Origin of the sequence: Croceitalea dokdonensis DOKDO 023 (assembly GCF_001306415.1) — a bacterium.
Classification (GTDB): domain Bacteria; phylum Bacteroidota; class Bacteroidia; order Flavobacteriales; family Flavobacteriaceae; genus Croceitalea; species Croceitalea dokdonensis.
The window spans coordinates 40,383-55,160 of the sequence record NZ_LDJX01000005.1 but is presented as its reverse complement, the minus strand read 5'-3'; the positions used below and the strand labels follow the sequence as shown (position 1 = coordinate 55,160).

Genomic DNA, 14,778 nt, shown 5'->3' with positions numbered 1-14,778 from the left:
GTATCGATCCAATTCCAAAAAAAGACCGTGGTATTCAAAGTGCCCAGGATATGGGTTAATTTCCTTTTTTGGGCAGATCTGGTTCTTTTGGGCCAAAGTGGATTTCTTCCTTAAGCTCGGCAACGCGTTTTTGGGCTCGCTCTTTTAGGAAGGGGTATATATTTTTGTAGTAAGCAAGTAGATGTTCATACCGTTCTAATTTTAGTTTTGGGTCTTGATAGTACTCATCGGATAAAATACAGACCTGCCAGTAATTCAGTTGGTTGTTCTTATCCTCCTCCCAAGCCTTGGTATAATAGTCCAATGATTTTTTGAGCTCTCCTTTTAGCCGCGCAATACGGCCTAAATCACGGTACTCATCATCAAAAATGTATTGCCGTTCTTCTATCGACTTTAAAAAATAAGTTTCGGCACTGTCCAACTTTTTTTCCATAAGATAAACCTGTCCCAAACCCTTATACTCATCTGCCTCGTAATTGGGGATATCACCCAATTGTCGGTAGGCGGTTTTCGCTTTTTCATACTCCCTTGCATTGGCGAGTGAGTATCCTAATTTTCTATAAACAAAAGGTTTTCGTTCCCCCAGCTCCAAGACACGTTGAAACAACGGTGCCGCTTCTTCAAAATCACCAATATCAAACTTGGTCAAGGCTTTTAGGTTCAATAAAGCAACATCATTTGGGGCTGTTTTCAAGCCTAGATCAACAATCTCTAGGGCATTGGCGGGTTCCTGAATGCTGGAATAATATTTTCCCAACAGAAAGATGCTTCGTAAATGGGTACTATCCAATATAATCGCTGCTTGCAAGGCTTGCTTGCCTTTGTCAAACTCCCTTTCGGCCTGGCTGGATTTTCCCAAATAGTAAAAAAATTCGGGATTGTCCGTAACCTTAGCGGTAAGTTCTGAAAACAAGGTTACGGCCTTTGAAAACTGTTTGGTCTTGTCATAAAGCTTTCCCAACTCAAAACGGGCCAGTGTATTGTTGGGATGCCTATTAAGGAGCCCTTGGTACTGCGCCATGGCCTTATCATTGTTGTTCATGGATGCATAGGCACGGGCAATTTGAAGATTGGCATTTTCATCACCAATCTTGGCATAAGCGTTAACGGCTTTGGTATAATTGCCGATACGATATAAACTATCTGCCACTGTAAAATCCGAAGTTTGGGCTTTGGTTTTGTTTATCGTAAATAAAAATAGCAGCAATCCAAGATAGTACCTCATTCTATTTTATAAAGTTTAGCTGTTGCGCCTTCATATTCCAACTTTAAAATTTGTCCTTTCTTCGCAGCGATTGAAAAAGTACCGTTACCATCAGAAACAACTCCCATATTTCCGCCTTTTAATATAATATTAACACCGACTAATTTCGATGCTTTACTAGAGAACACTTTTCCTACAAAAACTGAATTTGAACCTTCCTCCGTTAAATATCCCGATACTTGAATATCAATATCAGAAACATCGTTTGATGCTAAATTAATCGGAATAGAATATGACAAGTTTACCGGTTTTCCGTCTTTCATTCCTGGCTTCATAACAGGAATGTTTTCAATCACTTGTAATGCTTTGTTGTTCAACTGGCTGTTAGACCCTTTCACTTTAACGTTTTTAATTCTTCCATCACTTCCAATAACAAATATGGCATAGGCTCTACCTGTAATACCTGTTTTGTTAAGTTCCTTGGACTGTATTACATACTGCCCTATTCTTTTCTGAAAGCATGCTCTTTGATCAGTTGTATTTTCACAGCCTGGGAAAATTGGCGACACATCAGCATATGCAAAAGGAATAACCATTTTATTTTCATTGTTCAAAGTGGTATTTACTTTTTGATTATTATCATTAATAGCTTCTGCTGAAGTGCCTGTTAAACTAAAAATTATGGGAATAGAAAACGGAACACTCACCGCTTTACCATCGTGTTCGCCGGGTTGCATTTTAGGCAGTCTATTGATGATGCGCTCTACTTCATTTTCCAATAACTCATGCGGACCGCGCTTTCTAATGTTGGTAATGGACCCGTATTCTGTAACTTGAAACACCACACTTACCTTGCCTTCAATACCCAAATCCAATGCTTCTTGCGGATAGTTAAAATGCTTGCGAATATGGTCTTGTATTTTTTCTTGAAAACAGGCTTTTTTATCAGCTTCATTTTCACAGCCCGGAAATACGGGAACTTCATCCACTACCGCAAAAGGGACATTATTCTCTTCAACACTGACTTTCAATGGCACTTCTAAAGAATCATGTCGTTTTTCCCCCTCACAAGAGGAGTACACCAACATCCCCAATACCAGGGGCAACAGTACCAAATACTTTAATTGAAATACTTTTTTTGATCTTGATTTGCCTAACATGACGATTCGTTTTTTGATTAATGATGATTTAAAAAATTGATTGACAAAACTGATGTGTTCCGTTTGAAAAACTTCAGATAACAATAGTTGATAATGTTCCTTTTTGTGGCTCTTGGTGACCTGAGCGTCGGCAATAAATTCGTGCAATTCTGAAATTCGGTTTTGATAGTGATATACCAAGGGATTAAACCAAAATACAATGCGCATCAGCTCAAAAAACACCAAATCCAAGGAGTGCCATTGTTTGATATGGACCAGTTCATGCGCTATGATCTGGGTTTCTTTAATCTTAGGTATGGCCTCTCCCAAAAACACCTGTTTAAAGAAAGAGAATGCCAATTCACTTTTGGGTACCACTACTTTGGTATATTCTGGATAATATCTTTTTTGTCCATGTAACCTAAGCAAGTATATCTTAAATAACTTGTAGCAAAACAAAAGACTGGCAACAAGTACTCCGGTAAGGAAGACATACTCATACCACGCTAGCGTGGCCCAAAAACCGCGTTGTATTTCTGGTTGTATCGCAATAGGTTCAGACCAGTCAAAATAGCCCGGCACATAGGTAGAGATTGTTTTGGGCAGGCTAACTTTAAGCGCCTCCAATTTTACCCATGGCAAAAGCACAGATAGAACAAAAGTGCCTATAAGGTAGGTCCTGTTCCATTGAAAAAAGGTTTCCTTTTTCAGAAAAAGGTCGTACACCAAAAGAAAGACCAACTGAAAAACCAAAATTTCTAGGAGATAGGGTATCATTTGTCCTTTTGTATGTGATTCATAATTTCTTCCAACTCGGAGAGGCTAATGTCATTCTTCTTCATAAAAAAGGACACCATACTTTTAAAAGACCCTTGAAAATAGCCATCGACTAGTTTATTGATACTTTCGTTACTGTATTCCCCCTTTTTTACCAATGGAAAATACACATGCCCCTTCCCCACTTTTTGGTGATCTACGAATCCCTTGTCCTCTAGAATCCGCACGATGGTAGAGACGGTATTGTAGGCTGGTTTGGGCGCTGGAAACTCTGCTATCAAGGCTGCCACATTGGCCTTTTCCAAACGCCATAACAACTGCATTACCTCTTCCTCTGCCTTGGTCAATCGCTTCATTTTAAACTAAGTTTTTAGTTGAATAACGAAACAAATATAACTAAATATTTAGTTTAAACTAATCTTTTAGTTAAAAAAGTGTGTTTTATTCCCATCGATTTGTAACAAAAGCCCCTTACATTTGTCTAACCAATAGACTTTGGATTATGGATATTGCATTACTTGTTATTGGCTTGCTTTGTGTGCTCATTGGCATTTTAGGAAGCTTTTTGCCGGTACTTCCCGGGCCGCCCATTAGCTGGGTTGGGCTATTGCTACTCCACCTGACGGACGCCGTACCGGACAACTGGTGGTTTTTGGGCATTACCCTCTTCTTTGCGCTACTGATCACCGTTCTGGATTATGTGATTCCCGCCATGGGCACCAAAAAGTTTGGTGGAAGCAAGGCAGGAATGTACGGCAGTATCATTGGTTTGATCATCGGTATTTTTTTACCCATTCCAGGGGGAATTATTATCGGGGCCTTTTTGGGGGCCTTTATTGGGGAAATGTCAAAAAACAGCGACAAGAAACTGGCCCTAAAAGCCGCTTTTGGTTCGTTTTTGGGATTTTTGACCGGTACCTTTATGAAGTTTTTGGTCACCGTGGTTTATGCTGTTCTTTTTATCTGGAAAGGTATTAGTTATGGTGTGGAGATTTTTACGTTTTAGGAGGTTCTAAAAGTCCTCACCTTACCCCTCTGTGGGCGGGGAATGGTTTTAATCTTGATTTTGAACAACGCAACTATAATACATAACAAATACAAAGATGCTCCGTTACACTAATTAATTAAGGGTTCCCGAGCTTTCTCCCGTGGGATGCTTCGTGCCTCAGCATGACAATTGTTATTAATAGGCTTGCACTAAACTCCAAGGAAATCCATTTCTGTCTATTTGGTTCCTGTCATTCTGAATGGGCGCAGCAAATGAAGAATCTCACCTAACCGGATAAAATTAAGTTGTTCAGGATTGTCGCTAATCATTACTGGGATGCTTCGTGCCTCAGCATGACATTACAAGAAATTCTCTGTAACGGTACTATTTAGCCAATTTAAAGAACTTGAGTGGCCCTTGTCATTCTGAATGCGCGCAGCAAATGAAGAATCTCAAACAACCCGGATAAAATTTAGTTGTTCAGGATTATCGCTTAATCATTACTGGGATGCTTCGTGCCTCAGCATGACAATTGTTATTAATAGGCTTGCACTAAACTCCAAGGAAATTCATTTCTGTCTATTTGGTTCCTGTCATTCTGAATGGGCGCAGCAAATGAAGAATCTCACCTAACCGGATAAAATTAAGTTGTTCTGGATTGTCGCTTAATCATTACTGGGATGCTTCGTGCCTCAGCATGACAATTGTTACTAACAGGCTTGCACTAAACTCCAAGGAAATTCATTTCTGTCTATTTGGTTCCTGTCATTCTGAATGCGCGCAGCAAATGAAGAATCTCAAACAACCCGGATAAAATTTAGTTGTTCAGGATTGTCGCTTAATCATTACTGGGATGCTTATTGCCTCAGCATGACCATTGTTACTAACAGGCTTGCACTAAACTCCAAGGAAATTCATTTCTGTCTATTTAGTTCCTGTCATTCTGAATGCGCGCAGCAAATGAAGAATCTCACGTAAACCGGATAAAATTTAGTTGTTCAGGATTGTCGCTTAATCATTACTGGGATGCTTATTGCCTCAGCATGACAAGAACCATTGCCATTGTAGCGCAAGGCGATTGACGAATAGCCCAACGCGAAACGCCAACAATCCCCCTCCGGGGTTAGGGCCTTTTACTCCATCCACGTCACTTTGTCCTCCATAGACTTACGTTCTCCTTCTGGAAGGGGTCCGTCATAATAGCCCATATAGAAAAAACCGAGACATTTTTCGCCCTGCTCAAGATCAAAAAAACCATCCATATACGCAATTAGGCTGGGTGAACTCCAGTAGCTCCCAATTCCAAGTTCCGTACAGCAGAGCCACATGTTTTGCACGGCCATGGCCGTAGCCGCAATCTCTTCCCATTCCGGGACAGTTTCCTTGGGGTCTCGCTGCATGCAAATGGCAATAACGGCCGCCGCCTTGGATGGATTATCCAGTAATTTTTTAATTTTTACCTTTTTAGGCCGGGCCTCCACCTCTTGGTAGGTATTAGCCAAAAATGTACCTAAGGCATCCTTGGAATTTCCAAATAAGACCTTAAAACGCCAAGGTTCGGTTTTTCTATGGTTGGGCGCCCAGTTAGCAGCTTCCAATATCTGTGATACCGTTTCTTTTGAAATAGGTTTGCCGTTATACTGGGCTGGAAAAACAGAACGTCTTTTTTTTATCAAATCATAAACCATTATCCTCTCTTTTTTACAGGATAAAGATACAATGGGGAAGTCAATTAGTTGTGTTAAGGCAAATCACTTCACGGTCATAGAAAGTGAAGTTATGGACCTTCCAGGTTTTTTTAATTGTGCCGATTGTGTTAATCATGCAACTTCTTCAAAAGTTCAATGGTAGGTGGTAACACTGGGTTTCTATTCTGCGCTTTCCAGACTGCGGAAAGTACGGCCCTTTGCCTAATGTTCTTTAGTTCGATAAAGTCCACCTTTAAATCAAAACCATATTGCAAGGCTGTTGGTACTATGGCAATGCCCAATGTATTTTCCACCAACTTAAAAATAGTATGGGCATGAACGGACTTATGTGAAATTCTTGGGGTAAATCCAGCATCTTCACAAATACTCATTACGGTATCATAGTACAAAGGACTATAGGCCTGTGAAAACAAAATGAAATCTTCTTGCGCCAACTCATGCATTCCCTTAAAATTGGCAGCATTGATGCCATGTGATTTGGGCACCACAACGGAGAAGGTATCCCGGTATACCGGATAGAGCACCATATCTGGTGGCACCCGTTTTAAACGCACAAAACCCATATCCAAACGGTCTCTTTGGAGGGCGTCTATTTGGGCTCTATTGGAAAGCTCTTCCAAGGAAGTCCTCACCTTGGGGTTTTGCTTTTTTAAGGCCACCAACAAGTCTGGAATCACCCGCTGCATGGCAGAGCCCAAAAATCCTATGCGCAACTCCCCCAAATGACCATCGCCCAAAAGACGTAACTGTGTTTTGGCCCGTTCCAAATGATTGAGCAGAAAGGCAGCCTCTTCTTTAAAATAATGTCCCGCCGCTGTTAAGCTTACCTTTTTTTTATCCCTATGGAACAATGGTAGCTGCAAACCCTCCTCCAACTGTTTAATTTGGGTGCTAAGACCAGGTTGGGAAATACATAATTTTTCTGCGGCACGTCTAAAATGGAGTTCTTGGGCCACCACCAAAAAATAACGAAGATGACGTAATTCTATTTGATAAGCCATGATTATCAATTCTTATATAAAATAGTATCAATACTTATCAAAAATAGGATTTAATTTTAAGCAGTAAAAAAATTGGTGGCCTATGCTAGACAGCACGTCAGTATTTTATTATGGTGAGGATCATTTAACCGCAAAGAAAGCTTTGGCTATTGCCCAGGGCACTATCACAGGCAAACTATTGGACACCACCAAACAAAAGATAACCAAAAGTGCACGGGCCGTTGCCCATATTGTGGACCAAGGACATCCCGTCTATGGCATCAATACGGGATTTGGTCCTTTGTGCACTACCAAAATAAGTAAAGAGGAAACCCAAATCCTGCAGGTGAACATCCTTAAAAGCCACAGTGTTGGAGTGGGCGAACCCATTGCGAAGGATTTGGCCAAATTAATGTTGATACTCAAGACCCATGCTTTAGCTAAAGGGTATTCCGGTATTCAATTGACCACTTTAAAACGCATTATTTGGCATATTGAGCATGACGTCATCCCCGTAGTGCCGTCACAAGGCTCTGTTGGGGCATCAGGAGATTTGGCACCTTTGTCCCATTTGTTCTTACCGCTGATCGGCTTGGGAAAGGTTCACTGCAAAGGGGCCATCATTTCAACGGAATCCTTGTTCAAAACAGAAAAATTCAAGCCCATTGCCCTAGGTCCAAAAGAAGGTTTGGCCCTCATCAATGGCACACAGTTCATTGCAGCGCATGCGGTTAAGGTAGTTTCGCAATTACATAATTGCCTAAAACAGGCCGATATCATTGGTGCCATGATGTTAGAAGGCTTACAAGGTTCCATCAAGCCTTTTTACAAAGAATTGCATGAGTTACGTCCGTTTGAGGGCAATCAACACGTGGCTGCCCGTATACGAACACTTTTAAAAGGCTCGGAAATTTTGGAAGACCATGCCAACTGTGAACGGGTGCAGGACCCCTATTCCCTGCGCTGCATCCCCCAAATCCATGGGGCCTCCCGTGCGGCTTGGCTACACCTAAAAGAACTGTTGGAAGTTGAACTGAATTCAGTTACGGACAACCCTATTGTCATAGATGAACAGCTCACCATTAGCGGGGGCAGCTTTCACGGACAGCCCTTGGCCATGGCGTTAGATTATGCCACGCTTGCCGCATCAGAACTGGGAAATGTCTCCGACAGGCGCATTTACCTTGCCCTAGAGGGAAATAGTCCGGGTGTCCCAAAACTATTGATGAGGGATACCGGCATCAATTCTGGCTATATGATTTTACAGTATACTACGGCAGCCTTGGCCAGCGAAAATAAAGGTCTTTGTTTTCCCGCCAGTGCGGACAGTATTCCAACGTCACTGGGCCAAGAAGACCATGTGAGCATGGGAAGCATAAGTGGTAGAAAAGCCCTGCAGGTCATAGGTAACCTAGAGAAAATACTCGCCATTGAACTGTTGACCGCAGCCCAGGCCTTTGAGTTTAGAAAACCTTTGAAATCTGGGGTCATTCTAGACACCATTCATCAATTTTTACGCACCAAAGTGGCCTTTGCCGCGAAAGACCGGGTGTTTTCGGATGATATTGAAATTGCCATAACCATCATCCAACAACAACAAATTCTTAACCTGGTGGAAAAAACGATGAACGAAAAAAGCATCTTATGGAACGCCCCTTTTGAGGACAAATTTGAAACGTATTGATATGACAGTACCCAAAACAGCCATAGGCCCGTTTACGCAACTCTTCCCCATGACAGATGTACCGTTAAAAGGGAGTTTAACGGACGAGCAGTTGCCGATTATTCCGCAAGGTGGGATTTTGTTTTCAGGCGATACCATTGTCAAGATTGGACGCTTTGAGGATATCAAGAAAGACGCTACGGTAATCATTCCAATAGAGGGAAATCAAGTTTGCTTTCCGGGTATTATTGATGCCCATACCCATATTTGTTTTGCTGGAAGTCGCGCTAATGATTTTGCGATGCGAAATGCAGGAAAAACTTATCTAGAAATTGCCAAGCAGGGCGGTGGCATTTGGGATACCGTGACCCAAACTAGGAAGGCATCAATAGATCAATTGATTGCAGGAATCATCACCCGAAGCCAGGACCACCTCAAACAAGGCACTACGACCATGGAGGTTAAAAGTGGCTACGGATTATCCGTACAAGAAGAGCTTAAAATGCTGCGCAGCATTCAAAGAGCCAACAAAACCGTTCCACAAGACTTAATTGCCACATGTTTGGCAGCCCACATCAAACCAAATGATGCGGACAGTGACGCTACGGCCTATCTCACTGAAATTTCGGAAACGCTATTTCCAATCCTACTAAAAGAAAAATTGACACATCGGATAGATGCCTTTGTTGAGGAAAGTGCTTTTTCGGCAAAGCAAATAAAACCCTATCTGCAAAAAGCCAAACGCATGGGGTTTGACCTTACCCTACATGCAGACCAGTTTACGCCCGTGGGAACTCCAATTGCCGTTGCACTTGGTGCGCTTAGTGCAGACCATTTGGAGGCAAGTACCGCAAAGGAAATTGAATTATTGGCCAACAGTGACACCGTTGCTGTAGCCTTACCAGGCGCATCATTGGGCCTTGGTTGCCCCTTTGCACCAGCCAGAAAACTTTTGGACTCCGGCGCATGTCTCGCTATTGCAAGTGACCACAACCCAGGATCGGCGCCCATGGGGAACCTCATGAATCAAGCATCCATCTTGGCTACTTTTGAAAAATTGACCAATGCGGAGGTATGGGCAGGGCTTACCATTCGCGCGGCAAAAGCTTTGCGCTTATCCGATAGGGGAAGTTTGGCAGCAGGGCAGTTAGCTGATTTTATTTGCTTTGACACTCATACCTATCAAGAAATCACCTATCAACAAGGGCAATTGTTACCGGCAGCCGTCTGGAAACGGGGCAAAAAAGTAGTTTAACTGCAAGAGGTGTCATGAACGAACAGCAGATGGCGAAAAGCGTGAAGCACATGGCGCATAGCACAGAACGAATAGCATAAAAAACACAAAAAGAGATGACATTTAAAGAGGCAATTCTGCAAGGTATTCCCAAGAAATTACCGGAACCAAAGCCATATCCAAAACAAGGAAATCCCGCCCCAAAGCGGAAAGACATCCTTTCTACCGAAGAAAAAAAGTTGGCATTGCAAAATGCCCTACGCTATTTCCCAAAAGCTTGGCATTCCGAACTCGCCAAAGAATTTCTGATAGAACTCAAGAGCTTCGGTCGTATTTATATGTATCGATTTAAACCGGATTACGAGATGTATGCCAGACCTATTGATGCCTATCCACATCAATGCCAACAAGCGGCTGGTATCATGCTCATGATACAAAACAACCTTGACCCTGCTGTGGCCCAACACCCGGAAGAATTGATTACCTATGGCGGTAACGGAGCCGTATTTCAGAATTGGGCGCAATACCTCATCACCATGAAGTATCTTGCTGAAATGACCGAAGAGCAGACACTTCATATGTACTCGGGGCATCCAATGGGACTATTCCCATCTTCCAAAGAGGCACCACGGGTGGTGGTGACCAATGGAATGATGATTCCCAACTACTCCAAACCGGACGACTGGGAAAAATTCAATGCCCTAGGTGTTACCCAATATGGACAGATGACGGCTGGCTCCTTTATGTATATTGGGCCGCAAGGAATTGTACATGGGACAACCATCACGGTAATGAACGCTTTTAGACGCGTCCTTAAACAAGGGGAATCCCCAAAAGGAAAAGTATTCTTGACAGCAGGGCTGGGGGGTATGAGCGGGGCACAGCCCAAAGCAGGTACCATTGCCAAATGCATTACCATTTGTGCAGAAGTAAATCCCGCAGCGGCCGCTAAAAGGCATCAACAAGGCTGGGTAGACATTTTGATTGATGACATGCCCCAGCTCATAACCAGAACAAAGGAGGCCATCGCCCAGGAAGAGGTGATTTCCATTGCCTATGTGGGCAATATTGTAGACGTTTGGGAATGTTTTTATCAAGCGGATATTTACGTGCATTTGGGATCTGACCAAACCTCACTGCACAATCCATGGGCGGGTGGGTATTATCCCGTAGGCCTAACTTTTGAAGATGCCAATCAGCTTATGGTCAAAAATCCGGAAGCATTTAAAACAAGGGTTCAAGAATCGTTAAAAAAACAGGTAGATGCCATTAACAAGCATACGGCCAAAGGCACCTATTTCTTTGATTATGGCAACGCTTTTTTATTGGAGGCCTCACGGGCCGGTGGAGCCGTAATGGCACCTAATCATAGGGATTTTAAATATCCGTCTTATGTGCAAGATATTTTGGGGCCTATGTGTTTTGATTATGGTTTTGGGCCGTTTCGTTGGGTCTGTGCTTCGGGAAGTCCTGAAGATTTAGCAAAAACCGATGCTATAGCCGCTAACGTTTTAAAGGAGTTAAAATCAAGCGCCCCGGAGGAAATCCAACAACAGCTACAGGACAATATTACATGGATTGAAGAAGCAGATGCCAACAAGATGGTAGTGGGTTCACAAGCACGGATTTTATACGCCGATGCAGAAGGTAGGATAAAGATTGCCCAAGCCTTTAACCAAGCCATAGCCAGTGGGCATATATCGGCACCCATTATTTTGGGCCGTGACCACCATGACGTAAGCGGGACGGACTCTCCCTACCGCGAAACCAGTAATATTTACGATGGCAGTCAGTTCACCGCAGACATGTCCATCCATAATGTCATTGGCGACAGCTTTAGGGGGGCAACATGGGTTTCCATTCATAACGGCGGTGGCGTTGGCTGGGGCGAAGTAATCAACGGTGGCTTTGGTTTGCTGTTAGATGGTTCACCAGAAGCCAATGAACGCCTGTTAAATATGCTATTTTACGATGTCAACAATGGCATTGCCAGAAGAAGCTGGGCAAGAAATGAAGAGGCCATCTTTACAATCAAACGCGAAATGGAACGTTCTTCTAATTTAACGGTTACTTTACCCCATATGGTGGATGACAATATTTTGGAGCATTTATTTTAATAGGGCCGTGTAAAAACCAATCTCTTGTATACGTTGTGGAGGTTTTAATCTAAGACAGGAACAAGGGTTCCGCAAGGGAACCTAAGAAGGCATACCAAATGAAAAACTACACTCCCCCAGTAAAAAGTAGTTGGAAAGGTAGGGACTCGGACAGGGTCTTGTACCTTCATGAAAAGGTGGACTGCCAAATCATCACCCATCTACCAAAGCACACTACAGGATTTGCCCTATTGGGGTACGCCTGCGATATAGGCGTAAAAAGAAACCAAGGGCGTATTGGAGCCAAAAACGGATCCGCAGAAATCAGAAAAGCTTTGGGAAAAATGCCCAATCACTTGGAAGCCCATCAAAAGATAACAGATGTAGGTGATATCCATTGCCAATCCCAAGATCTGGAGGAAACCCAAAAGGCCCTCAGTGATGCGGTGACCACTTTACTGGACAAAAATTTATTTCCCCTACTTATGGGCGGGGGTCATGACATGGCCTATGCCCATTATAACGGTATTAAAAACCATTTACTTTCCAAAGGAAAAAGACCTTCCATTGGCATCATCAATTTTGATGCCCATTTTGATCTAAGGGAAGATACCCAAGGCGCAAACTCGGGTACACCTTTTTACCAGATCAGCAATGAAAATGAGCCTTTTCACTATTTATGTTTAGGTATCAGAAAAGATGCCAATGACAGAAAATTATTTGAGACTGCACATGAACTGGATGTCACTTACGTAGAGCGAAACACCTTTCGCATTCAGTTTGCCAAAGAAATCAATACCTGGATCAGGGCGTTTATGGATAAGGTAGACCATATTTATGTGAGTGTGGACCTGGACGGATTTTCCTCTGCCTATGCGCCAGGGGTAAGTGCTCCGTCCCCCATGGGTTTTTCCCCAGATATTGTGTCACAGAGTTTAGACACCATTATTGCCTCTGGCAAACTTATTAGTATGGATATTGCAGAAATGAACCCTGTTTATGACGTGGATGGCCAAACAGCCAAACTCGCAGCTTCTTTAATGCACCAAATAGTGCACTCTGAGTTTTCTTGAATTAATCGCTTTTTCGTGTATATAACGCAATGGCAGCCATATAGTTTAAAGCACCCTGCATGCTCATATCATATACAAAACCATCTAGTTCAGGGTGGTTTTTAGCTATCCACTGGACTAGGGAATCTCGCTGGGCTTCCCAAACTTCCCAATTTACCCCTTGGCAGTCCATGGTGGTAATGCTTGTTATTTTTTCAGAGCTAAAACCGATACGATACGTACAGGTCATGGCCTCATTTTTTAAAAACTGGTTCCTTAGTGACGTTATCCTTACCGTGGCAATGAGTTGCTGTTCTTCCTCTTCTAGTTGAAGTAAAGTGTATGAGGGTCTAAAAATGGAATCCCATTTTAACTGTTCATGAAAACTTGCCTTTGAATAGGGCATTGCATAGTCACCTTCCACAATGGTAATGCTATCACCCACCACTTTTTTTAATGCATCGTAATCCCTGTGGTCCCTGGCCTGGTAATAGGTTCTAACAACTTCTTTGTAGGTTGGGGTTTTAGCAGTACACCCCAGTAAGAGCGAAAAAAGCAGTATACAGGACAAGCAGTTTTTCATAACATTCATGATTACCGTTTTTATAGTGCCTCCAGGCTATCTGGATTGTCCACACTTTGGCTAAGATATGTTGTTTCTATCATCCTATACAACACCATGCTATGCTTTGTAATGGGTGCCTGCCAACTTGGAGCAAGCCAAGAGGGCAATTTCATCAACTCTAGTGATTGTTAGATATCCTTAAAAGTAACTTGGGAACCGCACAAAATACAGCCAACGAATGTGTACCGGCAATAAATGGACATATGCAGTGGACATTGCACAAAAAAAGCCTCCCAAAAGGAAAGCTTCTCATTGGCATGTGACTTTGCACATCACCTGGTTCCAATATTATTGAAACCCAACACAACGATACAAAGATATAAAAGAATTTATTCTATTTGTGTTTTTCCCAAATTAAGGCAGCTGCACCACAAATAGCGGCAGTTTTATCCGGCATACCAGATTCTATGATCTTAACCTTACCACGGTAGACTTCCAACAGAAATTCATTGAAATATTTGTCCAAGGGCTCCAAGATCCACTTACCACTATTGGTGAGTCCTCCCATGAGCACAAAAGCTTCGGGCTGGGTAAAGGCAGTAAAATTTGCCAAGGCCTGCGCCATGATCTTTGCCGTATAATCAAATGCCCTTAGGGCAAGTACGTCCCCCTCTTCGGCTGCTCTGGTAATGTCTTCGCCATGTAAATCGTTGTAGGCAATATCCCTAAAACGACTCTCATCCAAATATTGACTTTGCATATAGGTAATGGTACGCTTTAAACCTGTTGCGGAGACATAAGCTTCCAAGCCCCCTTCTACGCCCAAACCTGTTAACCGGCCATCGCCAATGGTCATATCCACATGGCCCAATTCTCCCGCAAAGCCATCGTAACCATCAATCAACTGGCCGTTGGCCACAATGCCCGCACCAAAACCGGTACCTAGGGTAATGGCTATAAAATCTGTCATGTCTTTGCCACTGCCAAAAAGCAATTCTCCCAAGGCCGCTGCACTGGCATCGTTCATGATGCGCATGGGCATGGGCATAATGGCCTTGAATTTCTCCAAAAAAGGCACCTGTCCTTTCCATAGGAGATTGGCAGCATTTTCAATGGTACCCCGTTTACTGGACGCATTTGGCGCCCCGATACCACATCCTAAAATACGGGGGGCATCATCAAGGTCATTAATGAGTGCATCAACGGTTTCCTTGGTTTTGATCAGATACGTTTCAAGTACGGGATACTCTTTTGTCCTAAAAAATGTCTGCCCGTGACTGTTGCCGTGCCTATCTACTAAACCAACTTTGGTTTTGGTGCCTCCAATGTCAATTCCAACTACTAGATCCATAATCCATATGCTATGGTTTT

The 14,778-nt window shown here is 43.0% G+C and carries 12 protein-coding genes; 5 read left to right on the top strand and 7 right to left on the bottom strand.

Annotation, left to right across the window (positions count from 1 at the left end; all coding sequences use genetic code 11):
- Positions 1-55 precede the first annotated feature (55 nt).
- The 3 genes from I595_RS11085 to I595_RS11075 are packed head-to-tail and all read right to left on the bottom strand — an operon-like array spanning position 56 to position 3,476.
- Positions 56-1,225, bottom strand: a complete 1,170-nt coding sequence (locus I595_RS11085; RefSeq protein ID WP_054559506.1) for a tetratricopeptide repeat protein — start codon at positions 1,223-1,225, stop codon at positions 56-58.
- Entirely contained in the window at positions 1,222-3,120 is a 1,899-nt protein-coding gene (locus I595_RS11080; RefSeq protein WP_054559505.1) for a TonB family protein, read from the bottom strand. The genes I595_RS11085 and I595_RS11080 overlap by 4 nt, the downstream gene beginning before the upstream one ends.
- Positions 3,117-3,476 (bottom strand): BlaI/MecI/CopY family transcriptional regulator, encoded by a 360-nt coding sequence (locus I595_RS11075; protein WP_054559504.1) that lies wholly within the window; start codon positions 3,474-3,476, stop codon positions 3,117-3,119. The genes I595_RS11080 and I595_RS11075 overlap by 4 nt, the downstream gene beginning before the upstream one ends.
- Positions 3,477-3,622: 146 nt before the next feature.
- Here I595_RS11075 and I595_RS11070 point away from each other — a divergent pair, with 146 nt between their 5' ends.
- Positions 3,623-4,126 (top strand): DUF456 domain-containing protein, encoded by a 504-nt coding sequence (locus I595_RS11070; RefSeq protein ID WP_054559503.1) that lies wholly within the window; start codon positions 3,623-3,625, stop codon positions 4,124-4,126.
- Positions 4,127-5,241: 1,115 nt separating this feature from the next.
- On the opposite strand, the gene I595_RS11065 is transcribed toward I595_RS11070, so the two are convergent.
- Together I595_RS11065 and I595_RS11060 are read right to left on the bottom strand one after the other, a co-directional pair.
- Positions 5,242-5,796: a nitroreductase family protein gene (locus I595_RS11065; protein ID WP_054559502.1), complete on the bottom strand. Its 555-nt coding sequence runs from the start codon at positions 5,794-5,796 to the stop codon at positions 5,242-5,244.
- A gap of 128 nt (positions 5,797-5,924) precedes the next feature.
- On the bottom strand, positions 5,925-6,818 hold the full coding sequence (locus I595_RS11060; protein WP_054559501.1) for a LysR family transcriptional regulator: 894 nt from the start codon (positions 6,816-6,818) through the stop codon (positions 5,925-5,927).
- An 82-nt stretch (positions 6,819-6,900) separates the two neighbouring features.
- Between I595_RS11060 and hutH the strand changes: the two genes are divergently transcribed.
- The 4 genes from hutH (at position 6,901) to hutG (ending at position 12,863) form a co-directional block, all read left to right on the top strand.
- Positions 6,901-8,481 (top strand): histidine ammonia-lyase, encoded by a 1,581-nt coding sequence (gene hutH, locus I595_RS11055; RefSeq protein ID WP_054559500.1) that lies wholly within the window; start codon positions 6,901-6,903, stop codon positions 8,479-8,481.
- Between the two features lies 1 nt (position 8,482).
- Positions 8,483-9,715 carry an imidazolonepropionase gene (gene hutI / locus I595_RS11050; RefSeq protein ID WP_054559499.1) on the top strand — a complete coding sequence of 411 codons (1,233 nt, stop codon included), beginning with the start codon at positions 8,483-8,485 and terminating at the stop codon, positions 9,713-9,715.
- Positions 9,716-9,810: 95 nt separating this feature from the next.
- Positions 9,811-11,811, top strand: a complete 2,001-nt coding sequence (locus I595_RS11045) for a urocanate hydratase (RefSeq protein WP_054559498.1) — start codon at positions 9,811-9,813, stop codon at positions 11,809-11,811.
- Positions 11,812-11,909: 98 nt separating this feature from the next.
- A complete protein-coding gene (gene hutG, locus I595_RS11040) occupies positions 11,910-12,863 on the top strand; it encodes a formimidoylglutamase (protein ID WP_054559497.1) in 954 nt (317 codons plus the stop codon).
- Position 12,864: 1 nt separating this feature from the next.
- On the opposite strand, the gene I595_RS11035 is transcribed toward hutG, so the two are convergent.
- Together I595_RS11035 and I595_RS11030 are read right to left on the bottom strand one after the other, a co-directional pair.
- Positions 12,865-13,434, bottom strand: a complete 570-nt coding sequence (locus tag I595_RS11035) for a hypothetical protein (protein WP_157449729.1) — start codon at positions 13,432-13,434, stop codon at positions 12,865-12,867.
- A 367-nt stretch (positions 13,435-13,801) separates the two neighbouring features.
- A complete protein-coding gene (locus I595_RS11030; RefSeq protein ID WP_054559495.1) occupies positions 13,802-14,758 on the bottom strand; it encodes an ROK family protein in 957 nt (318 codons plus the stop codon).
- Positions 14,759-14,778 lie beyond the last annotated feature (20 nt).

Excerpts from the sequence above, each read along its gene's own strand:
- I595_RS11065 (WP_054559502.1), bottom strand. The coding sequence starts at position 5,796 with ATGGTTTATGATTTGATAAAAAAAAGACGTTCTGTTTTTCCAGCCCAG.
- I595_RS11070 (WP_054559503.1), top strand. The coding sequence starts at position 3,623 with ATGGATATTGCATTACTTGTTATTGGCTTGCTTTGTGTGCTCATTGGC.
- I595_RS11030 (WP_054559495.1), bottom strand. The coding sequence starts at position 14,758 with ATGGATCTAGTAGTTGGAATTGACATTGGAGGCACCAAAACCAAAGTT.
- hutH (WP_054559500.1), top strand. The coding sequence starts at position 6,901 with ATGCTAGACAGCACGTCAGTATTTTATTATGGTGAGGATCATTTAACC.
- hutI (WP_054559499.1), top strand. The coding sequence starts at position 8,483 with ATGACAGTACCCAAAACAGCCATAGGCCCGTTTACGCAACTCTTCCCC.
- I595_RS11075 (WP_054559504.1), bottom strand. The coding sequence starts at position 3,476 with ATGAAGCGATTGACCAAGGCAGAGGAAGAGGTAATGCAGTTGTTATGG.
- I595_RS11035 (WP_157449729.1), bottom strand. The coding sequence starts at position 13,434 with ATGAATGTTATGAAAAACTGCTTGTCCTGTATACTGCTTTTTTCGCTC.
- I595_RS11045 (WP_054559498.1), top strand. The coding sequence starts at position 9,811 with ATGACATTTAAAGAGGCAATTCTGCAAGGTATTCCCAAGAAATTACCG.
- I595_RS11085 (WP_054559506.1), bottom strand. The coding sequence starts at position 1,225 with ATGAGGTACTATCTTGGATTGCTGCTATTTTTATTTACGATAAACAAA.
- hutG (WP_054559497.1), top strand. The coding sequence starts at position 11,910 with ATGAAAAACTACACTCCCCCAGTAAAAAGTAGTTGGAAAGGTAGGGAC.
- I595_RS11080 (WP_054559505.1), bottom strand. The coding sequence starts at position 3,120 with ATGATACCCTATCTCCTAGAAATTTTGGTTTTTCAGTTGGTCTTTCTT.
- I595_RS11060 (WP_054559501.1), bottom strand. The coding sequence starts at position 6,818 with ATGGCTTATCAAATAGAATTACGTCATCTTCGTTATTTTTTGGTGGTG.